The 20565-nt window shown below is 72.4% G+C and carries 19 protein-coding genes; 9 read left to right on the forward strand and 10 right to left on the reverse strand.

The features are described from left to right. The first annotated feature begins 30 nt into the window (after positions 1–30). Both AB0P41_RS32545 and AB0P41_RS32550 read left to right on the forward strand, forming a co-directional pair. Positions 31–1035: an ATP-binding cassette domain-containing protein gene (locus AB0P41_RS32545; protein ID WP_356712980.1), complete on the forward strand. Its 1005-nt coding sequence runs from the start codon at positions 31–33 to the stop codon at positions 1033–1035. After that, positions 1032–1895: an ABC transporter permease gene (locus AB0P41_RS32550; protein ID WP_356712982.1), complete on the forward strand. Its 864-nt coding sequence runs from the start codon at positions 1032–1034 to the stop codon at positions 1893–1895. The genes AB0P41_RS32545 and AB0P41_RS32550 overlap by 4 nt, the downstream gene beginning before the upstream one ends. Here AB0P41_RS32550 and AB0P41_RS32555 read toward each other — a convergent pair. Continuing rightward, a complete protein-coding gene (locus AB0P41_RS32555) occupies positions 1840–3837 on the reverse strand; it encodes a BTAD domain-containing putative transcriptional regulator (RefSeq protein ID WP_356712984.1) in 1998 nt (665 codons plus the stop codon). The two genes, AB0P41_RS32550 and AB0P41_RS32555, sit on opposite strands and share 56 nt — an antisense overlap. A gap of 110 nt (positions 3838–3947) precedes the next feature. On the opposite strand from AB0P41_RS32555, the gene AB0P41_RS32560 reads away from it, so the two are divergent. After that, the gene (locus AB0P41_RS32560) at positions 3948–4826 is read left to right on the forward strand and encodes an alpha/beta hydrolase (RefSeq protein ID WP_356712986.1); all 879 of its coding nucleotides are present in this window, start codon (positions 3948–3950) and stop codon (positions 4824–4826) included. An 89-nt stretch (positions 4827–4915) separates the two neighbouring features. On the opposite strand, the gene greA is transcribed toward AB0P41_RS32560, so the two are convergent. Together greA and AB0P41_RS32570 are read right to left on the reverse strand one after the other, a co-directional pair. After that, on the reverse strand, positions 4916–5413 hold the full coding sequence (greA, locus tag AB0P41_RS32565) for a transcription elongation factor GreA (RefSeq protein WP_033297886.1): 498 nt from the start codon (positions 5411–5413) through the stop codon (positions 4916–4918). Between the two features lie 191 nt (positions 5414–5604). Further along, positions 5605–6006: a DUF4307 domain-containing protein gene (locus AB0P41_RS32570; protein ID WP_356712988.1), complete on the reverse strand. Its 402-nt coding sequence runs from the start codon at positions 6004–6006 to the stop codon at positions 5605–5607. A gap of 97 nt (positions 6007–6103) precedes the next feature. On the opposite strand from AB0P41_RS32570, the gene mca reads away from it, so the two are divergent. Both mca and AB0P41_RS32580 read left to right on the forward strand, forming a co-directional pair. Further along, positions 6104–6985: a mycothiol conjugate amidase Mca gene (gene mca, locus AB0P41_RS32575; protein WP_356712990.1), complete on the forward strand. Its 882-nt coding sequence runs from the start codon at positions 6104–6106 to the stop codon at positions 6983–6985. Position 6986: 1 nt separating this feature from the next. Continuing rightward, positions 6987–7250: a hypothetical protein gene (locus tag AB0P41_RS32580; protein WP_356712992.1), complete on the forward strand. Its 264-nt coding sequence runs from the start codon at positions 6987–6989 to the stop codon at positions 7248–7250. A 59-nt stretch (positions 7251–7309) separates the two neighbouring features. Here AB0P41_RS32580 and AB0P41_RS32585 read toward each other — a convergent pair whose 3' ends face one another. Continuing rightward, a complete protein-coding gene (locus AB0P41_RS32585; RefSeq protein WP_356712994.1) occupies positions 7310–7969 on the reverse strand; it encodes a response regulator transcription factor in 660 nt (219 codons plus the stop codon). Further along, on the reverse strand, positions 7957–9231 hold the full coding sequence (locus AB0P41_RS32590) for a sensor domain-containing protein (protein WP_365935702.1): 1275 nt from the start codon (positions 9229–9231) through the stop codon (positions 7957–7959). The genes AB0P41_RS32585 and AB0P41_RS32590 overlap by 13 nt, the downstream gene beginning before the upstream one ends. A gap of 173 nt (positions 9232–9404) precedes the next feature. Here AB0P41_RS32590 and AB0P41_RS32595 point away from each other — a divergent pair, with 173 nt between their 5' ends. Then, positions 9405–9593 (forward strand): hypothetical protein, encoded by a 189-nt coding sequence (locus tag AB0P41_RS32595; protein ID WP_356712998.1) that lies wholly within the window; start codon positions 9405–9407, stop codon positions 9591–9593. After that, positions 9590–10525 (forward strand): type II CAAX endopeptidase family protein, encoded by a 936-nt coding sequence (locus AB0P41_RS32600; protein WP_365935704.1) that lies wholly within the window; start codon positions 9590–9592, stop codon positions 10523–10525. Before AB0P41_RS32595 ends, AB0P41_RS32600 begins: the two co-directional genes overlap by 4 nt. Here AB0P41_RS32600 and AB0P41_RS32605 read toward each other — a convergent pair whose 3' ends face one another. From AB0P41_RS32605 to AB0P41_RS32620, 4 genes are all read right to left on the reverse strand, one after another. Further along, positions 10526–13744, reverse strand: coding sequence for a tetratricopeptide repeat protein (locus AB0P41_RS32605; protein ID WP_365935706.1), 3219 nt, complete (start codon positions 13742–13744; stop codon positions 10526–10528). A 140-nt stretch (positions 13745–13884) separates the two neighbouring features. Beyond that, complete coding sequence (locus AB0P41_RS32610; RefSeq protein ID WP_365935708.1) at positions 13885–14451, reverse strand: Uma2 family endonuclease; 567 nt, start codon at positions 14449–14451, stop codon at positions 13885–13887. A gap of 165 nt (positions 14452–14616) precedes the next feature. Next, positions 14617–15024, reverse strand: a complete 408-nt coding sequence (locus tag AB0P41_RS32615; RefSeq protein WP_365935709.1) for a PIN domain-containing protein — start codon at positions 15022–15024, stop codon at positions 14617–14619. Next, positions 15021–15239 carry a hypothetical protein gene (locus AB0P41_RS32620; RefSeq protein ID WP_365935711.1) on the reverse strand — a complete coding sequence of 73 codons (219 nt, stop codon included), beginning with the start codon at positions 15237–15239 and terminating at the stop codon, positions 15021–15023. Before AB0P41_RS32620 ends, AB0P41_RS32615 begins: the two co-directional genes overlap by 4 nt. 312 nt (positions 15240–15551) lie before the next feature. Here AB0P41_RS32620 and AB0P41_RS32625 point away from each other — a divergent pair, with 312 nt between their 5' ends. Beyond that, positions 15552–17576: a thioredoxin domain-containing protein gene (locus AB0P41_RS32625; protein WP_365935713.1), complete on the forward strand. Its 2025-nt coding sequence runs from the start codon at positions 15552–15554 to the stop codon at positions 17574–17576. A gap of 75 nt (positions 17577–17651) precedes the next feature. On the opposite strand, the gene AB0P41_RS32630 is transcribed toward AB0P41_RS32625, so the two are convergent. After that, complete coding sequence (locus AB0P41_RS32630; RefSeq protein WP_356713008.1) at positions 17652–18335, reverse strand: hemolysin III family protein; 684 nt, start codon at positions 18333–18335, stop codon at positions 17652–17654. Positions 18336–18542: 207 nt separating this feature from the next. Between AB0P41_RS32630 and AB0P41_RS32635 the strand changes: the two genes are divergently transcribed. Next, complete coding sequence (locus AB0P41_RS32635; protein WP_356713010.1) at positions 18543–20369, forward strand: phosphoenolpyruvate carboxykinase (GTP); 1827 nt, start codon at positions 18543–18545, stop codon at positions 20367–20369. Positions 20370–20565: the final 196 nt, after the last annotated feature.

Below are 20565 nucleotides of genomic sequence, written 5' to 3' on the forward strand. Positions count from 1 at the left end.
TTCACGCGGAAGCAACTGGGGGAATCTCGTATGCCAGGCGCCATTTACGCCGAAGGCCTGGTGAAGACCTTCGGCGATGTACGAGCACTGGACGGCGTCGACCTCGACGTCCCCGAGGGCACCGTCCTCGGCCTGCTGGGTCCCAACGGCGCGGGTAAGACCACCGCCGTACGTGTCCTGACCACCCTGCTCCGGCCGGACAGCGGACAGGCTGTCGTGGCGGGCATCGACGTCCTGAAGAACCCCGACGCGGTGCGCCGCTCGATCGGCCTCTCCGGCCAGTTCGCGGCCGTCGACGAATACCTCACGGGCCGCGAGAACCTCCGGATGGTCGGGCAGCTCTACCAGATGAGCGCGCGGGACGCGAAGAAGCGGGCCGGGGAGCTCCTGGAGAGGTTCAACCTCGCCGACGCGGCCGACCGCACCGCGAAGACGTACTCCGGAGGCATGCGCCGGCGGCTCGACCTGGCGGCGGCACTCGTCGTCTCACCGCCGGTGATGTTCATGGACGAGCCCACCACCGGGCTCGACCCGCGGAACCGGCAGCAGCTGTGGGAGGTCATCGAGGAGCTCGTCGCCGGCGGCACGACCCTGCTGCTGACCACGCAGTACCTGGAGGAGGCCGACCACCTCGCCCATGACATCTGCGTCATCGACCACGGCAAGGTCATCGCCCGCGGCACATCCGACCAGCTCAAGGCCCGCACCGGCGGCGAGCGCGTCGAGGTCGTCGTGCACCAGCCCGACCAGATCGGCCCCGCCCGCTCCGTGCTCGTCGCGTACGGCAAGGGCGAGATCTCCGTCGCCGAACACACCCGCAAGCTGACCGTCCCGGTCACCGGCGGGGCCAAGCTGCTCGCCGAGGTCATCCGCGACCTCGACGCCCAGGGCGTGGAGATCGACGACATCGGGTTGCGCCGCCCCACCCTCGACGACGTCTTCATCTCGCTCACCGGCCACACGGCCCAGCTGGAGCAGAACGGCGAGAACGGTTCGACCGAGGCCGCTGAGGGCCGGAAGGAGGACGGGCAGTGAGCGCCGTCATGGACGCGAAGAACCCGGCACCGCTCAAGTCACGCGGGGCGATCGGCCGCTCGGTGGCCGACTCCCTGGTGATCACCCGCCGCAACCTGATCCGGATGAGCCGGATTCCGGAGATGCTGCTCTTCGGGGTCATCCAGCCGGTCATGTTCGTGGTGCTGTTCACCTACGTCTTCGGCGGTTCGATCAGCATCGGCGGCTCCACCGACCCGCAGCTGTACAAGGAGTTCCTGATGGCCGGGATCTTCGCGCAGACCGTCACCTTCGCCACGGCGGGCGCCGGTGCGGGCATCGCCGACGACATGCACAAGGGGCTGATCGACCGCTTCAGGTCGCTGCCCATGGCGCGGGGCGCCGTCCTCACCGGACGGACCCTCGCCGACCTCGTCCAGACCACCCTCACCCTCGTGGTGCTCGCCGGGGTCGCCCTGATCGTCGGCTGGCGTACCCACGAGAACATCGGCAAGGTGCTCTGCGGCTTCCTGCTGCTGCTCCTGCTCGGTTACGCCTTCTCCTGGATCGGAGCCCTGATCGGCCTGACCGTGCGGACCCCGGAGGCGGCCACCTCCGGCGGGCTGATCTGGCTGTTCCCCCTGACGTTCATCTCGAACGCCTTCGTGCCGGTCACCGGCATGCCGACGTTCCTCCAGCACGTCGCCGAGTGGAATCCCTTCAGCGCCACGGTGGCGGGCGCCCGTGAACTCTTCGGGAACACGATGCCGGGCGTGCCGAACTCGGTCACCGGTGCGTGGCCGATGGAGCACCCGATCTGGGCCTCGATCATCTGGTCGGTCCTGATCATCCTGGTCTTCCGGACCCTGGCGGTCCGCAAGTACCGTCAGGCGGCCGTCTGACGGCCGCGCGCTGCCCGGCGCAGGCCTCCGCCTCCGCCAGGTAGCGCGCCACCGGGCCCAGGGTCAGCATCCCGCTCGCGCCGCCGGCGTCCTCCTCACGGGCGTAGCGCAGGGCGGCCGCCGCGCGTGCGGCGGTCCCGCGCTCGCCGAGGCGGGCGGCGGCGTGGGCGGTCAGGCACCACAGCGCCTCCTGCATGTGGTCCGGCGGGGGGTCGGCCACCGCGGCGAGGGCCGTCCGGGCCTCCTCGGGCCGGTCCTGCGCGAGCAGCACGAGAGGGCGCGCCCAGGGGGCGTACGGGCCCCAGTCCAGGTTCCCGTCGGTGGGCGCGGGCCGGTCGTGCAGCAGGCGCAGCCCCAGGAGCGCGAGCGGGAACAGACCGCGGTGCAGCCCCGGCATGCCGGCCGTCCGCAGGGCGTCCTCCGCGGCGCGGTAGTGCTCCGCGGCCTCGGCGGCGGTCGGTCCGCCGGGTCCGGCGCTGCGGGCGGCCGTGACCCGGGCCCGGAACCACCTGGTGAGGACGGGGACGAGAGGCGCCTCGGTCATGGCGGCGAGCTGTTCGGCCGCGTCGGCGTGCGAGGCCGCGGCGTCGAGGTCTCCGAGGGCCGAGGCGGACTGCAGCCGGACGAGCCGGCCGAGCACGGCGAAGTCCGGCAGCCCGTGGCGGGTGGCCAGGTCGATGATCTCGGCGCCGGTGCCGTCCCGTACGGGGGCGAGCCCGGGGCGGGTGAAGGACTGCAGGAACACCCCGTTGAGGGCGAACGCCAGCAGGGCGGGGTCGGCCTGCTGCCGTGCCAGCGTCTCGGCCCGCCGTGCCGCCTGCCGGGCGCGTTCCAGCTCGGGCGGGGACAGACCGGCGCTGCGGCTCTCGACGGCGACCGTGGCCAGGAGGCGGGCGAGGAGGCCGGCGGGGCCGTCGGGGCCGAGCGCGGCGAGCGTGCGCTCGGCGGCCGCGACGACGGCACGGGACTGCTCGGGGTCGTCGGCCCGGCTCCAGACGGCGGGCACGTCGTAGGCGCCGATGATCCGGGCCGTCAGGGTGAGGTCGCCGGAGCGTTCCGCCGCCCGGACGGCGGCGAGGCGGTCACGCCGCGAGTGGACGAGAGCGTCACCGCCCGCCAGCGCGAGGGTGCGGGCCAGGTCCACGGTGGTACGCGGGCCGAGCCGGACCCCGTGGCCGGTCCACGGGGCAGTCGCGGCGTCCAGGGGCTCGTACCCGTTCAGGATGTCCGCCTCCAGCCGCCGGAGGCCGGCGCCGGGGTCGAGCCCGAGCTGACCGACGAGCATGGCGCGGGCGCGACGGAGGGTGGCGAGCGCGTCGGCCTGGCGGCCCGCCCGGTGGAGCGCCCGGGCCAGCAGCTCCCAGGCCGGCTCGCGCCACGGATGCGCGGCGACATGGGCGCCCAGTCCTGCGACGAGGGCGGCACCCTCCCCGGAGCCGAGGAGGATGCGGGCACGCAGCTCCACGCCCTCCAGCCGCAGCTCCTCCAGCCGGGTCCGTTCGCGCTGAGCCCACAGGGAGCCGGTGACATCGGCGTAGGCGGGGCCACGCCAGGCCGCGAGCGCCGCGCCGAGGCCCGCCACCTCGCCGGGGCTGTGCCGGGCGCGGGCCAGGGTGTCCTCGAACCGGTGGACGTCCACGTCCTCGCGCGGCAGGCGCAGCGCGTATCCGGGGCCCTCGGTGACGAGCAGGCGCGGGGGCTCGCGGGGCGGCCGGTCGGGCTCGACGGCGCGGCGGAGCGCGGCGACGAACGTACGCAGGGCGCCCACGGCGCGGGCCGGCGGATCGGTCCACAGATCGTCGACCAGGGTGTCGGTGGTGACCATCCGTCCCTCGGCCGCCACGAGCCGGGCGAGCACCTCACGGTGGCGGGGCCCGCCCAGGGCGACCGGGCTCCCGTCGTCGTGGAAGGCCCGCACGGCACCGAGCGCGTCGATTCGCATGCACCCATCCTCCGTGCCGGAGGCGGCGGCGCCCAACCGTACTGACCGGCTGCTGATCGCCGTAGCCCACGGTGGCCGGGTCAGCCCCCGACCCGACAGGACGGTCCCTCATGACGCTCACCCTTCCCGGCTTCGACCACATCCGCCTCCCCGGTGCGGACGGCGTGGAGCTGGCCGCCGCGGTCGGCGGCAGCGGCACCCCGGTCGTGCTGCTGCACGGCTTCCCCCAGACCCACCTGATGTGGCGGCACGTAGCCGAGCGGCTCGCCGGCGAACACGCGGTGATCTGCCCCGACCTGCGGGGTTACGGCGCCAGCGACAAGCCGGAGGCCACCGGCCCCGACGTCTACGCCAAGCGCACCATGGCCGCCGACGTCGTCGCCCTGGCGGCGGCGCTCGGCCATGAGCGTTTCGCTCTCGTCGGCCACGACCGGGGCGCCCTGGTCGCCTTCCGTGCGGGCCTGGACCACCCCGAGACCGTCACGCACCTGGGCATCCTCGACGTCGTGCCGACGCTCGACATGTGGAGCGTCCTGCACGGCGCCCCGGCCGCGGTCGGCTACCACCTCTTCCTGATGGCGCAGCCGCCCGGTCTGCCGGAGACGATGATCGCCAACAGTGCGGACGCGTTCTTCGGCTCGTTCCTGGACGCCTGGGCCGCCGACCCGGCCGCGCTGCCGCAGGAGGTGCGGGCCGAGTACCTGCGGGCGAGCGCCGCGGCCGTGACGTCGATCGTCGCCGACTACCGGGCCTCCGCGGACATCGACGTCACGCACGACCAGGCCGACCTGGACGCCGGGTCGCAGCTGGCCATGCCCGTGACGGTCATCCAGCAGGACTGGGGCGCGCGGCTGGGCTACGACGCCGCCGGGGTGTGGAAGGCCTGGGCGCCGGATCTGGACCACCGGCTGACGCGGGCGGGGCACTTCATGGCCGAGGAGGCGCCCGACGAGATCGCGGCGGCGGTCCGGGAGCTGCTGGCCCGCTGATCCCGCGGATCCGGCCGGACGAAGGGCCCCCGGGCACGACGGAGCCCCGGCCGCACTCGCGGCCGGGGCTCCGTACGTGTGGGTGGGGGTCAGCCCTGGTAGGGCTTCGCCGAGACGATCTTCACCGTGGCCTTCTTGCCGTTGGGCAGCTCGTACTCCGCGTCGTCGCCCACCCGCTTGCCGTTCACGCCCGTGCCGAGCGGGGACTGCGGGGAGTAGGTCTCGATGTCGGTGCTCGCGTACTCACGGGAGGCGAGCAGGAAGGTGACCGTGTCGTCGGGGTCGCCGTCGAAGGCGATGGTCACGACCATGCCGGGCTCGACCACGCCGTCGTCGGCGGGGGCTTCGCCGACCTTCGCGTGCTCCAGGAGCTGGGTCAGCTGACGGACCCGGAGCTCCATCTTGCCCTGCTCCTCCTTGGCCGCGTGGTACCCGCCGTTCTCGCGGAGGTCGCCCTCCTCGCGGGCCGCCGCGATCTTGACGGAGATCTCCGTGCGCGCGGGACCAGACAGGTACTCCAGCTCTGCCTTCAGCTGGTTGTACGCCTCCGGCGTGAGCCAGGTGACGTTATCGCTGGTCTGGGTCACAGGGTGCTCCTCGTCGGTGCTGGGAATACAAAGCAACGCCCTACCCCAAGCATGCGCTGCCACGGGTGGGCGAAACAACGAGCCTAACAATTCCGCGCGAAAAGGGGGAGAAGGTAAAACGTCACACGCACATCCGTGCAGGTCAGCACCGGAGTGCGAGCGTCAGGGACGGCGCGCGCCCCGGCGCGCGGTCAGCCGGCGGCGCACCCCTTCAGCTCCACCGCGGTCGCCCTGGAGGTGGTGCGCAGGGAGACGACCTCGTCGATCCGCTCCGAGCGCTCGTCGAACCGGAAGTCCGCCCGGCCGACCTCGCCGCCGTCCTCGCTCAGGGCGCGGAGCGTGCAGTGCCCGTCGGCGTCCCGGTCCTTGCGGACCTCCAGATGGGCCTCGGCACGGCCGTCCGAGACGATCTTGGACTTGATGAGCTCGGCGCTGACGTCCTGGCCGGCCACGTAGTCGTAACCGAACCAGCCGATCATGGCGAGGAAGAGCACGCCCAGCACGGAGCCGGTGATCCTCAGCCTGCGGTCCGCGCGCTGATCCTGCGACCGGCCGTAGCGCCCCTCGGGCAAGGCCTCGCGTACCGCTGCCATGATCGTTCCTCCCGTGCCGGGGATCGAGGAATTTTCCACCCCCCGGTTCAGTCACTATAGAAGCCGACCACCGCGACCAATCACTGAGGACCGAGTCTTGACCGAGCAGCTGAGACTGATGGCCGTGCACGCCCACCCCGACGACGAGTCGAGCAAGGGCGCGGCCACCATGGCCAAGTACGTGTCCGAGGGGGTGGACGTCCTGGTCGTCACCTGCACAGGGGGCGAGCGGGGATCCATCCTCAACCCGAAGCTCCAGGGGGACGCGTACATCGAGGCGAACATCCACGAGGTGCGCAAGAAGGAGATGGACGAGGCCCGGGAGATCCTGGGCGTCAAGCAGGAGTGGCTCGGCTTCGTCGACTCGGGTCTGCCCGAGGGTGACCCGCTGCCCCCGCTGCCCGAGGGCTGCTTCGCACTGGAGGACGACGAGACGGCGGCGGGGCGTCTCGTCGCGAAGATCCGCGCGTTCCGGCCGCAGGTGATCACCACCTACGACGAGAACGGCGGGTATCCGCACCCCGACCACATCAAGACCCACACGATCTCGATGATCGCGTTCGAGGCGTCGGCGGACACCGAGAGGTTCTCCGAGGCGGAGTTCGGCCCGGCCTGGCAGCCGCAGAAGCTCTACTACAACCAGGGCTTCAACAAGCCGCGCACGCTCGCCCTGCACGAGGCGCTGCTCGCCCGCGGGCTGGAGTCCCCGTACGGCGACTGGCTGGAGCGCTGGAAGGAGTTCGAGCGCGCCGAACGCACGCTGACCACGCACATCCCGTGCGACGACTTCTTCGAGATCCGCGACAAGGCACTCATCGCGCACGCGACGCAGATCGATCCGGACGGCGGCTGGTTCCGGGTGCCGATGGACGTCCAGCGGGAGGTCTGGCCGACCGAGGAGTACGAGCTCGCCAAGTCCCTGGTCGATACCTCCCTCCCCGAGAGCGACCTCTTCGCGGGCATCCGCGACAATGCCTGATATGTACGCGACCCAGGCACTGACGCAGTTCGTTCCGCTCGCCGCCGACGAGCTCGACAAGAACAAGGTGACCCCCGGCGTTCTCGGCTTCCTCGTCTTCGCGGCGCTCGCCGTCGGGGTGTGGCTCCTGATGAAGTCGATGAACCGCCACATGGGCAAGGTCGACTTCGAGGAGGCCCCCGACCCGGCGGCGGAGCCCGCGGGCACCGACGGGAAGCCGGAGGCGGCAGCCGCCTCCGGCACGGGGACGAAGACCAGGGGCTGACGCGGCGCGGCCGCCTCGCCCCTTCCCTCAGGGGACCGAGGTGGCCCCCGTGCCGCGGCTCAGACCCGCCGGTGCGCGTCGTTCAGATAGCGCAGCACGGCCGCGACCCGGCGGTCCGTGCGGTCGGCGGGCGCCAGGTCCAGCTTGGCGAAGATGCTCCGGATGTGCTTGTGGACGGCGCCGTCCGTCACGACGAGACGTTCGGCGATCGCCGCGTTGCCCAGGCCCTCCGCCATCAGGGCCAGGACCTCGCGTTCACGTGGGCTGAGCCGGTCCAGGTGCGCGTCGGGGCGGGTACGGGCGAAGAGCTGCGCGACCACCTCGGGGTCGATGGCGGTACCGCCGTCCGCGACCCGCCGCAGAGCGGTCAGGAACTCCTCGACCCGGCCGACCCGCTCCTTGAGTAGATAGCCGAGCCGGGCGCTGCCGTCGGCGAGCAGATCGGTGGCGAAGGCCTGCTCGACGTAGGCGGAGAGCACGAGGACCGCCAGGCCCGGCTGACGGCGCCGCGCCTCCACGGCTGCCCTGATCCCCTCGTCGCTGTGCGTCGGTGGCATCCGGACGTCGACGATCGCGACGTCGGGCCGGTACTCGTCCACCGCTTCCAGGAAGGTGTCCGGAGCACCGGTGGCCGCCACGACGTCGAGGCCCTCCGCGCGCAGCAGCAGCGCGAGACCCTCCCGCAGCAGCGGATCGTCCTCCGCGATCACAATCCGCATGGCAGTTCGGCCTCCAGGGTCGTGGGCCCGCCGGGTGGGCTGGCCAGGGTGAGTGCGCCGTCGAGTGCCTCGACGCGCTTGCGGATGCCGGCCAGACCGGACCCGCCGTGTTCGTCCGCTCCGCCGAGGCCGTCGTCGGTGACCCGGATCCGGAGCCGGGCGTCACGGTGGCGGACCGTGACGGTGGCATGCCGCGCCCGGCTGTGCCTGGCGATGTTGGTGAGCGCCTCGGCCACCACGAAATAGGCGGTCGCCTCGACGGAAGCGGCGAACCGCCCGTCCACGGCGGCGTCGACCCGGCACGGCACCGGGCAACTGCTCGCCAAACCCGAGAGCGCGTCGGTCAGGCTCCGTTCGGCGAGCACCGGCGGCAGGATGCTGCGGACGACCGCGCGTAGTTCTGCCAGGGCCTGCTCGGCCGCGTCCTGGGCCCTCTCGAGCACGGCGTCGGCGTCGGCCGGGTTGCGGGCCACCGCCCGGCGGGAGGCGCCGATCAGCACGGTGACGGCGACCATCCGGTTCTGGGTGCCGTCGTGCAGGGCGCGTTCGATCCGCCGCAGTTCGGTGGCGTGTGCGTCCAGTGCGGCGGCACGGGTCGCGGTGAGCTGGGCGACGCGCGTCGCGAGGTCGGTGCCGGGCGGAGGGGACAGCAGCCGTCGCCCCGGCCACGCCTGGAGCCGCGCCATGCCAGGGGCGACACCCAGGGTGACGGTGAACCACCCGATGCCCAGCAGACATACGGCGAGAGCGCCCGGCCAGTCGTGAACGGTCCACAGACCGATGGACGGGGTGGCCTCCGCGGGCGGTACGAACCGCCACCACAGCGGAAACGTGGCATCGGTCGCCGAGGTGAGGGGCAGCGTCAGCCCGACCAGGCCCAGGGCCGTACCGAGGGTGGCGTGCGAGGCCACCCAGCACACTTCGCGCCGGGTGGCCGGGTCGGCCAGGGCCTGACGCAGCCGGGTCGGGCAGGGCGCCGGTCCGATGACCTCGGGTCCCCACCGGGACAGCCGCACGCGTTCCCGGTCGGCGACCGCGCGCAGCGCCCGCAGGGTGACGGGCACCAGGAACAGACCGACCCCGAGGAGGCAGGCGGCGGCGGTGAGCATCAGCCACAGCAGCATGATCAGGGCGAGGACCGCCGTACCCATGCCCCCGACGAGATGCTCGAAGGCGTCCAGCGCGACGCGGGAGCGCGCGACGACGTCCCGGGTGCGGGCCGGCTCCGCGCCGTTCGCCGGTGACGCGTCGTGCGTGGACATCTCCACCTCCTGTGCCGCGCCACTATGGCATCTCCCACCGGGTGCGCGAGGAGCCGGGGACGGCTGGTACAGCCTGCTGTACCTCGGTTCTCCACCTGGCCGGATCGTCGGTCCCGTGCCGTCTCCGTAGCGTCTTGTCCGTGCCCCACTCCCTTCCGGACAAGGAGAGAACGATGCCTGGATCCCCACGCGGTTCCGTACGCCCGGTGCTGTGGCTGCTGCTCCTGCTCTGCGCCGTCTGCAACGCCGTCACCTCGACGATGGGCGGGTCCGCCGTGATCGTCTCCCTCGCGTCCGGGCTGGCCACGCTCGCCTGCGCCGTCGGGCTCGTCGCACACCACCGCCGGGCGAGGAAGGCATGAAGGGCGTCGAAGACGTGCCCCCGGTCAGTGCTCCGCCGCGTCCCGGCGCCGTTCCCCCGCCGGTACCGGTCACGCCGGCCCCGCGCGACGTCTGGCGGGGCAGCGTACGGCGCCACCCCCTGACCTGGTTCTTCTCTCTCGCGTTCCTGCTGAGCTGGGTGGCCTGGGTGCCGTACATCCTCTCCGGGAACGGGCAGGGCGTCCTGGACTTCGTCTTCCCCGGCGGCGCGATGGGGTCCCAGCTGCTCGGGATGCTCCCCGGCGCCTACCTCGGCCCGGTCCTTTCGGCGTTCATCGTCACCGCCGTCGCCGACGGGCGCCCCGGGCTCCGCGCCTGGGCCGGACGGATGACCAAGTGGCGGGTCGGCTGGCACTGGTGGACCGGTGTCGTCCTCGCCGTCCCCCTCGTGCTCGTCGTCACCCTGTACGCCCTGGGCGGGCAGAGCCCCGCCGTGCCGAGCGCCATGGTGCTGGCCGCGTTCCTGCCCGGACTGCTCCTGCAGATGATCACCACCGGCATCGCCGAGGAGCCGGGCTGGCGCGACTTCGCGATGCCGCGTCTGCAGGACAGGTTCGGCCCGGTCCGCGCCACCCTGGTCCTCGGCCCGCTGTGGGGCGTCTGGCACCTGCCGCTTTACCTCACCGAGTGGGGCGGCCCGGACATCGTCTGGTGGACGCCGGTGGAGTTCGTCGCCACCACGATCGCCTTCAGCTTCGTCATGACCTGGGTCTTCAACCACACCCGCCAGAGCCTGCCGCTGGCCATGCTGCTCCACACCAGCGTCAACAACTTCTTCTCCGTCGCCTACTCGGACGTCTTCCCGGCGCTGGGCGACTCCTACGCGGCGCACGCCTTCCTGGTCAGCTCCACGGTCGTGGCGGCCGTCCTGCTCGTCGCCACCCGCGGCCGGCTGGGCCTGCCCCGCGCGTGATCACGGCCGTACGCCCACCGGCACCCCCATCACCTCGCGGGCGTGCCGGGACGGCGTCAGGCCGAGGCGCCAGGCCTGCCAGCCGCCGTCCAGGTCCACCCCGCGGTTCAGGACGACCCGGAAGGCCTCCGCGCAGTCCTCCAGCTTGGCGTCCCGCAGCGGGTGCGAGGCGTCCAGCAGGTCCGTGAGTTCCTGCTGGGCCACCGCCGTGCCCACCTCGCTGCCGCCCGGTGAGGCGTACGGCAGCAGTGTGCACCGCAGGAACGCCGCCCAGTCCCCGCCGCGGGCGTCGCCGTACGAGGCGAACAGCGTGATCGCCTCGCCGCAGAGCTCCAGGGCCTGCGCCGCCCGGTTGTTCCCGCCGTCGACCAGGGCCAGCTCCAGGCACGTCCACGCCTCGCCGTGGGCGACCCCGATCCGCCGGAAGTCGGCCCGGGCGTCCACCAGGAGCTGCCGGGCGAAGCCGGAGTTGCGCAGGTTGCCCGTCTGCGCGGCCCGCTGGTCGCGCGTGACGCGTCCCGAGTGGTGGCGGGCGCACGCCAGCCCGTACACGTCCCGCATCCGGGAGAACATCGTGCGGGACCGTTCCAGCTCCCGCACAGCCTGGTCGGTGTCGCCGTCCTCCTCCAGCGCCTGTCCGAGGTAGTACCGCGTCCACGCCTCGCCCCGCGCGTCCTCGTTGCCCCGGTGCCGGGCGAGGGCCTCGCGCAGCTGCTCCACCGCTGGGGCCGGGTCGCCGTCGAGCAGCCGGGCGCGGGCCAGCTGGGTCAGCGCCCAGGCCTCCCCGCGCTCGTCCCGGGTCCGGCCGTACAGGTCCAGCGCGGCGGACAGCTCCTCCTCGGCCCGGGACACCTCGCCGAGGCGCAGACAGACCTGGCCGAGCTGGAAGTGCGACCAGGCCTCGCCGTGCAGGGACTCGCCCTCGCGGTGCAGGGCCAGCGCGGTGTCCAGCAGGGTCAGGGCCTCGGACAGATTCGCCCGGTCGCGTTCGACGGCTGCCAGGGCGTGCAGCGACCAGGCCCGGTCCTCGGCCTGCTCCTCCGGGGCCTGCAGCGCGATCGCCTCCCGCAGCCGGGCCGACGCCTCCGTCAGATTGCCCTGGTGGTGCAGGGTGATGCCCAGCGAGCAGAGGGCGAGGGCGGCGCCCGCGTCGTTCTGCGCCTCGCGGTAGAGGCCGACGACGGAGGACAGCGTCGTACGGGCCTTGTCGAGCTCACCGAGCTGCCGGGCCGCGATCCCCGTACGCCACTGCACCGACCGCTCCAGGAGACCCTGGTCCACGGCCTGGGTCAGCTCGCTGATCTCACCGAGCCGGTAGAGGTCACCGCGCAGCAGGCAGTAGTCGCACAGCGCGCCCAGCAGATGGAGCACCGCAGCCTGGTCGACGCCCTCGGCGTGCCGCAGCGCCGAGGTGATGAAGCTCGACTCGTCGTCCAGCCAGCGCAGGGCGGCGTCCAGCGAGCTGAAGCCGTGCGAGCCGAACTGTCCCGCGCGGGTGGACATCTTGCCGTCGACCATGCGGATCACCGCGTCGGCGAGCTCCGCGTAGTTCTGGATCAGGCGCTCCTGCGCGGCCGTTCGTTCGGCCGCCGGCTCCTCGTCCAGCAGTCTGGCCAGGGCGAAGTCCCGTACGAGGTCGTGCAGCCGGTAGCGGGCGCCCCGCACATGCACCAGGAGCCCGGCCCGCGCCAGGGCCTCCAGCAGGCGGCCGGCCTCCTGCTCGTCCGAGGACAGCAGCGACGCCGCCGCGGCGGCCCCGAGACTGGCCCGCCCGGCGAGGGCGAGCCGCCGCAGCAGCCGGCGGGCCGTCTCGGACTGGTCGGTGTAGCGCAGCCACAGGGCCCGTTCGACGGGGGCGACCGGACCGTACGCCCCCAGCGCCCCGGCGAGCTCGGCCCGGTTGCGCGCGCCGAGAGCCGAGCCGGCGACGCGGAGGGCGAGCGGCAGTCCGCCGCACAGCTCGACGACGGTGTCGGTCGACGGGTAGTCGTACGGACCGGCCTCCTCGTCCAGGGCCGACTCCCGCAGCAGCTCCTCGGCGCCCGCCGCCTCCAGACCGCCGACGGGCAGGTGGTACACGCGGGCCGGGATGTCGTCGGGCAGGGTGAGCGGCTCGCGGGCGGTGACCAGGACCAGGCTGTCGGAGCGCTCGGGGACGAGCGTGCGGACCTGGGCGGCGTCCGTGGCGTCGTCCAGGACGATCGTGACCGGAGTGCCCGTCAGATGCTGGTGGTAGAGCTCGCTCAGCCGCCGCACCTGCTGCTCGGCGGAGGACCTCTCCCGGAAGAGCAGCTGCTCGCGCGGCGCGCCCAGCCGGTTGAGCAGGTGCAGCAGGGCGTCCCGGGTCGGCAGCGGGGTCTCGCCGGAGACGTCACCCCGCAGATCGACCACGCACGCACCGCGGAACTGGTCCTTGAGCGCGTGCGCGGCCCGTACGGCGAGCGTGGTGCGCCCGGAGCCCGGGGCGCCGTGCAGGACGACGACGGTCGGTCTGGTCTCGGTCGCGGCGCGGGCCGCGTGCACCCACTGGGCGATCTGCGCCAGTTCACCGCGGCGGCCCGCGAACGGGCCCTCCATGGCGGGCAGATGACCGAAGGACTGCTCCAGGACCGACCGGGCGCGCGCGGCCGCACTGCGGTCACCGCCGCGCAGTTGCGCCACCACCGAGGCGCCCGCCTTCTTCGGCGGCCGGGCCGAGGCCGTCAGCATCCGCTGCTGGTCGAGGTACGGGCGGATGCCCCGTACCTCCAGGGCCGTCAGCCACTCCAGGCGCAGCTGCTCGGGGCCGCCGGGCTGGTTCCGTTCGCCCGCCCTGCGGTGTGCGGCCGGCCAGTGCGACGCGGTCACCCGCGCCACCGTGACCGTCGTCCCCGCGGCCGCGACGACCGCGCCCGCGCCCAGGGCGAGGCCGGTCGCGGTGCCCAGCGCCAGATCCGCGCCGAAGGCGGCCGCGGCGGCAACTCCGGTCACCAGCAGCGGCGTTCCCAGCGTCGCTCTGCTGAACCGCGCGGACAGCGGCTGCCGGCCGGCCTCCGCGTCGTCCAGCGCCCGGGTGTACGCGGCGTACTCCTCGGCCGCGCCCGCCGCCATGGTGTCGAGCGCGCCGCGCGCACGGGCCAGCAGCGCGCCCGAGTCCGTCCGGCCGCCTGTCCGCCGTGCCTCTTCCTCCACGGCACGTACCAACAGCCGTTCGGCTTCCGCCCGATGGCTGCTCCGCATCCCCATGCATCCCCCTCGTTCGCGACCCTGGCCAGGTCGCGGCCGGATCCGCTGCGTCGACCATCCAGTGTCCTCGCTCGGACGCCCCGGCAACAGGGAGCCCGCGAGACCGGGAGGCGCGGGGCACTCGGCGAGGGCTGTCAGACGGCTCCCAGGTCCACCGTGACGGAGAAGGGGGCGGCAGCCTCGATCACGCCGGTGAACATCTCGCCGTCCTTGTAGGCCCGGGTGGCGGGATCGAGTACGTACGTGTGGACGATCGGGACACCTGTGGCGGCCTGCTCGACCCGCCAGTAGAAGGGGATGCCGGCCTTGGCGTACTCGTCCACCTTCACGACCCGGTCGGTGGTCTCCGAGCCGGGCGCCACGATCTCGGCGACCAGGAGTACGTGTTCGGGGCGGGTGGGCGTGATGTCGATGGTCTCCGCCCGGTAGACGACGACGTCCGGACGGCGGTTGGTGAGCGGAACGTCCTGCAGCCGGACGTCGAAGTCCGTGTCGGCGTTCCAGTCGGGGCCCGCGGCGGCGTCCAGGGCATTGGCCAGGATCCGGGCCAGGCGGTTGTGCCGCTTGGAGGCGCTCGGGCTCACGACGACCATCCCGTCCACCATCTCGATGCCGGCGCACTGCTCCTCGGACCAGGAGTCGTACTGCTCCGCGCTGATCTGCGTATGCATCCACGCGGGCGCCACCATCTCGGCGGTCATGGTGTACCTCCTTCGAGGAGCTCTGCAGTCACAGCACTGCTTGGCTCAGCCTACTGTCCCCGTAGTGGGGAGGCCCGCCGCCGCGGCGCCCCGGTGCTGGTCGGCGTCGGGTACGCCAGCTGCCACTGGCGCCTGTGGACCCACGAACCCAGCAGTCGGCGCTGCTTACACGTCTCTGATGATCACGCGCTTCCCGCAGAGCTTGGACCAGTCGTCACGGTCGGAGGTCAGAACGATCGCAGGGGCCGGGGCGCGGAGTGCGCGCGCGGCAACGAGGGCGTCGATCGCGTACTTGTGCCCATGCAGCCCACCCGCGTCCTGAAGCAGTGCCACGGCGGTCAGGGAATCCTCCTGGCTGACAGGTTCCACCCGCAACCGGGAGAGCACCCACTTCAACCGCGCAGGATCGGTCTCTCCCTGCACGGCTTCAACGATGGTCAGTGCGGACACGAGGACAGGGACCCCCGCCTGCCGGGATGCCTCGATGCGAGCCGCCATGCCGCGGTCGTTGCGCAGCAGCAGGGAGAGCGCCTCGGAGTCGAGCACCAGCGAGCGGGCCGGTTGCTCCTTCACGCGGCGCCCCGCTCGGTGTTCGCCTCTCCGAACAGCTCGCGACGAGCGGCCTCGATCTCCCGCTCCGTGAGCGCGCCGTGTTCCTCCTCGTGCGACGCCACGATCTCGGCGAGCCCGTCCATGGCGAGCTGGTGCCTGACAGCCTCGGTGACGTAGCCGGACAGGCCTCGGCGGCCGGTCCTCGACCGGAGTTCACTGACCAGCTCGGAAGGCATGGATACGGAGATGTTTTCGGTGACTCCGGAGCGGTTCTGCTTCCCGGAAGCATTGTAAGACCGGCTCTATTACATTCGCGGGATCGTCTGGGCACCTGCCGGTCCGCGTCGCGGTCCCCACCATTGGACGCCGCATCGGGTCACGGTGCGGCCGGCGCCACGTGCCACCAGTGCCTCGAAGACCGCCTGGGGTGGATGCACGGCAAGTCCTGCTGTCGCGCTCGACTCCCGGTGCGGGCGCCGACAGGCCGAACCTCCGGCCCCGGTGAGCCCGTCCCCCCGCCGCCACCCTCGGTGCGCGAGGATTGGGGTATGGCCAACCGACTTGCGCAGACCACCTCCCCGTACCTCCTCCAGCACGCCGACAACCCCGTCGACTGGTGGCCGTGGTCGCCCGAGGCGTTCGAGGAGGCCCGCCGCCGCGGCGTCCCCGTCCTGCTCAGCGTCGGGTACGCCAGCTGCCACTGGTGTCATGTGATGGCGCACGAGTCGTTCGAGGACCCGGCCGTCGCCGACTACCTCAACGCGCACTTCGTGCCCGTGAAGGTCGACCGCGAGGAACGGCCCGACGTCGACGCCGTGTACATGGAAGCCGTCCAGGCGGCGACCGGCCAGGGCGGCTGGCCGATGACCGTCTTCCTGACCGACGACGCCGAGCCCTTCTACTTCGGCACGTACTTCCCGCCCGAGCCCCGCCACGGCATGCCCTCCTTCCAGCAGGTCCTCGAAGGCGTCGTCGCCGCCTGGACCGACCGGCGCGAGGAGGTCGCCGAGGTGGCCGGGCGCATCGTCCGCGACCTCGCGGGCCGTTCCCTGGCCGGCGGTGAGGGCGCTCTGCCCGGTGAACCGGAGCTGGCGCAGGCCCTGCTGCGGCTGACCCGCGACTACGACGAGAAGCACGGCGGTTTCGGCGGCGCGCCCAAGTTCCCGCCGTCCATGGTCATCGAGTTCCTGCTGCGCCACCACGCCCGTACGGGATCCGAGGGCGCCCTGCAGATGGCCGCCGACAGCTGCGCGGCCATGGCGCGCGGCGGGATCTACGACCAGCTCGGCGGGGGCTTCGCCCGCTACGCGGTCGACGGTGAGTGGACCGTCCCGCACTTCGAGAAGATGCTCTACGACAACGCCCTGCTGTGCCGTGTGTACGCCCACCTGTGGCGGGCCACCGGCTCGGACCTGGCCCGCCGGGTCGCGCTGGAGACGGCGGACTTCATGGTCCGCGAGCTGCGGACCACCGAGGGAGGCTTCGCCTCCGCGCTGGACGCCGACAGCGAGGACGAGCGGGGGCGCCATGTAGAGGGCGCCTTCTACGTGTGGACGCCCGCGCAGCTGCGCGAGGTCCTGGGCGAGGAGGACGCCGCCTTCGCCGCCGACCACTTCGGGGTGACCGAGGAGGGCACCTTCGAGGAGGGGTCCTCCGTCCTGCGGCTCGTGCGGACCGCGGATGAGGACGCCGACGCCGACCGGGTCGCCGACGTGCGTGCCCGGCTGCTGGCGGCGCGCGAGCTGCGGGTGCGCCCCGAGCGCGACGACAAGATCGTCGCGGCCTGGAACGGCCTGGCGATCGCCGCGCTCGCCGAGACCGGCGCGTACTTCGACCGCCCTGACCTGGTCGAGCGGGCCACCGAGGCCGCCGACCTGCTGGTACGGGTGCACATGGGCGACGTGGCCCGGCTCTGCCGCACGTCGAAGGACGGCCGCGCGGGGGAGAACTCCGGGGTCCTGGAGGACTACGGCGATGTCGCCGAAGGCTTCCTCGCGCTCGCCTCCGTCACCGGTGAGGGCGCCTGGCTCGACTTCGCGGGCTTCCTGCTGGACATCGTGCTGGAGCGCTTCACCGGCGAAGGCGGCCAGCTGTTCGACACCGCCGACGACGCGGAGCGGCTGATCCGCCGCCCCCAGGACCCCACCGACAGCGCCACCCCGGCCGGCTGGACCGCCGCCGCGGGGGCGTTGCTCTCCTACGCGGCCCACACCGGCTCCGAGGCGCACCGTACGGCGGCCGAGGGTGCCCTCGGGATCGTCGGCGCGCTCGGCCCGAAGGCCCCCCGCTTCATCGGCTGGGGACTCGCGGTCGCCGAAGCGCTGCTGGACGGCCCGCGCGAGGTCGCGGTGGCCGGGCCGGTCGGCGGCGAGCTGCACCGGACGGCGCTGCTGGGACGGGCGCCCGGCGCGGTCGTCGCGGCGGGCGAGACGGCGGACGCGGGCACGGAGTTCCCGCTGCTGGTGGACCGGCCGATGGCGGGCGGCGAGCCGACCGCGTACGTCTGCCGGCACTTCGTGTGCGACGCGCCCACGACGGACGCGGAGGAGCTGGCCGGGAAGCTGGGCGGCTGACGTACGGCACGGTGGCGTGGGTACGGCGAAGGGCCCGGCCGCCACGGCCGGGCCCTTCGCCGTACGGAGAGACGCCTACTGCTGGTAGGCGACCAGCGAGATGCCGACGTAGTGCACGATGAACGCCGCCAGCGTCAGCGAGTGGAACACCTCGTGGAAGCCGAACCAGCGCGGTGACGGGTTCGGGCGCTTCAGGCCGTAGATGACGCCCCCCACGCTGTAGAGCAGCCCGCCGACGACGACGAGGACCAGCACCGCGATGCCGCCGGTGCGCATGAAGTCCGGCAGGAAGAACACCGCGGCCCACCCCATGGCGATGTAGCACGGGGTGTAGAGCCAGCGCGGGGCGCCGACCCAGAAGACGCGGAAGGCGATGCCGGCGGCCGCGGCGCCCCAGATCGCCCACATGAGCGGCTGGCTGGTGGACTCGGGCAGCAGGAGGAGCGTCAGCGGCGTGTAGGTGCCCGCGATGATCAGGAAGATGTTGGCGTGGTCGAGCCTGCGCAGCACGGCCTCCCCACGCGGGCCCCAGGTGCCACGGTGATAGACCCCGCTCACACCGAACAGCAGGCAGGCGCTGAGTACGTAGACGGCGCAGGCGATCCGCGCGCGCGTGCTGTCGGCCAGGACGATCAGCGTGATGCCGGCGATGACCACCGCGGGGAACATTCCGGCGTGCAGCCAGCCGCGCATCCGTGGTTTGACCGGGACGGGGTCGGTGAGCTCGACGGGTCCGGACCCGGAGGCGGCAGAAGTCATATCGGCATGCTACCTACGCTCCCGTAGGTAACTCATATCAGTGGCGATGCTCACGTGGGCGGCCCTCTGGACATATGGGCGCGATGGTCGGATGATCAAATGAGTGCGGTCGGCACCGGATGAGCGCCTGGGGAATTCGAAGGGGTCAGCATCCGGGTCGCAGCCCCCACGGGGCCTGACAACACACCCTCTCTACAAGGAGCGATCGTGGCGCGAGACATCGCGGCTCCCCTCACTGTTCCCACTCGTCACCAGGAGCTCGTCTCCTGGGTGGACGAGATCGCGGCCCTCACCCAGCCGGACCGCGTGGTCTGGTGCGACGGCTCCGAGGCCGAGTACGAGCGCCTGTGCGAGGAGCTCGTCGCCAAGGGCACCTTCACGAAACTCGACCCGGTCAAGCGACCCAACTCGTACTACGCCGCCTCCGACCCGAGCGATGTCGCCCGCGTCGAGGACCGCACCTTCATCTGCTCCGAGAAGGAGGAGGACGCGGGCCCGACCAACCACTGGAAGGCCCCCGCGGAGATGCGCGAGATCTTCACCGGGGAGAACGGCGTCTTCCGCGGCTCCATGCGCGGTCGCACGATGTACGTCGTCCCGTTCTGCATGGGCCCCGTCGGCTCGCCGCTCTCCGCGATCGGTGTCGAGATCACCGACTCCGCGTACGTCGCCGTCTCGATGCGCACCATGACGCGCATGGGCCAGGACGTCCTGGACGAGCTCGGCACCGACGGCTTCTTCGTCAAGGCCGTCCACACCCTCGGCGCCCCGCTGACCGCCGGCGAGCAGGACGTCCCGTGGCCGTGCAACTCCACCAAGTACATCTCGCACTTCCCCGAGGACCGCGAGATCTGGTCGTACGGCTCCGGCTACGGCGGCAACGCCCTGCTCGGCAAGAAGTGCTACGCCCTGCGCATCGCCTCCGTGATGGCGCGGGACGAGGGCTGGCTCGCCGAGCACATGCTGATCCTCAAGCTCACGCCGCCGCGCGGTGAGTCGAAGTACGTCGCTGCGGCCTTCCCGAGCGCCTGCGGCAAGACCAACCTCGCCATGCTGGAGCCCACGATCTCCGGCTGGACCGTCGAGACCATCGGCGACGACATCGCCTGGATGCGGTTCGGTGAGGACGGCCAGCTGTACGCGATCAATCCCGAGGCCGGATTCTTCGGCGTCGCGCCCGGCACCGGTGAGCACACCAACGCCAACGCCATGAAGACCATGTGGGGCAACTCCGTCTTCACCAACGTCGCGCTCACCGACGACGGCGACGTCTGGTGGGAGGGCATGACCGAGGAACTCCCCGCGCACCTCACGGACTGGAAGGGCAACGACTGGACCCCGGAGTCCGGCACGCCCGCCGCCCACCCCAACGCCCGCTTCACCGTCCCGGCCGGCCAGTGCCCGATCATCGCCCCGGAGTGGGAGGACCCGAAGGGCGTGCCGATCTCGGCCATCCTCTTCGGCGGCCGCCGCGCCTCCGCGGTCCCGCTGGTCACCGAGTCCTTCACGTGGCAGCACGGCGTCTTCCTCGGGGCGAACGTCGCCTCCGAGAAGACCGCCGCCGCCGAGGGCAAGGTCGGCGAGCTGCGCCGCGACCCGTTCGCCATGCTGCCGTTCTGCGGCTACAACATGGGCGACTACATGAAGCACTGGGTCGAGGTCGGCGCCGACAAGGCGGATCAGACGAAGCTCCCGAAGATCTACTACGTGAACTGGTTCCGCAAGAACGAGGCGGGCAAGTTCGTGTGGCCCGGCTTCGGCGAGAACAGCCGTGTCCTGAAGTGGATCGTCGAGCGGCTGGAGGGCAAGGCCGAGGGCGTCGAGACCCCGATCGGCATCCTGCCGGCCAAGGGCTCCCTGGACACCGAGGGCCTGGAGCTCTCCGAGTCCGAGCTCGACTTCCTGCTCACGGTCGACAAGGAGGTCTGGCGCGAGGAGGCCGCGCTGATCCCCGAGCACCTCAACACCTTCGGCGACCACACCCCGAAGGAGCTGTGGGACGAGTACCGCGCGCTGGTCCAGCGCCTGGGCTGACCACCTTCCGAATCCCCGCGGCCGGGCCCTTCCGGCATCCGCCCTGACCTGTGGGGTCCACGGGCCGGCCGCGGCACGGCACCCGGAGCCCCCTCAGGCTCCGGGTGTCGCCCCTTTCCCGCGGGGTGGCGGGCCGGGCCCGGGGGCCGGGAGCCGGGGCGGTCAGAGCTCCCGTGCCGTAGCACCCGGCGATCAC

The sequence above is a fragment of the Streptomyces sp. NPDC079167 genome (assembly GCF_040686735.1).
Taxonomy (GTDB): Bacteria; Actinomycetota; Actinomycetes; order Streptomycetales; family Streptomycetaceae; genus Streptomyces.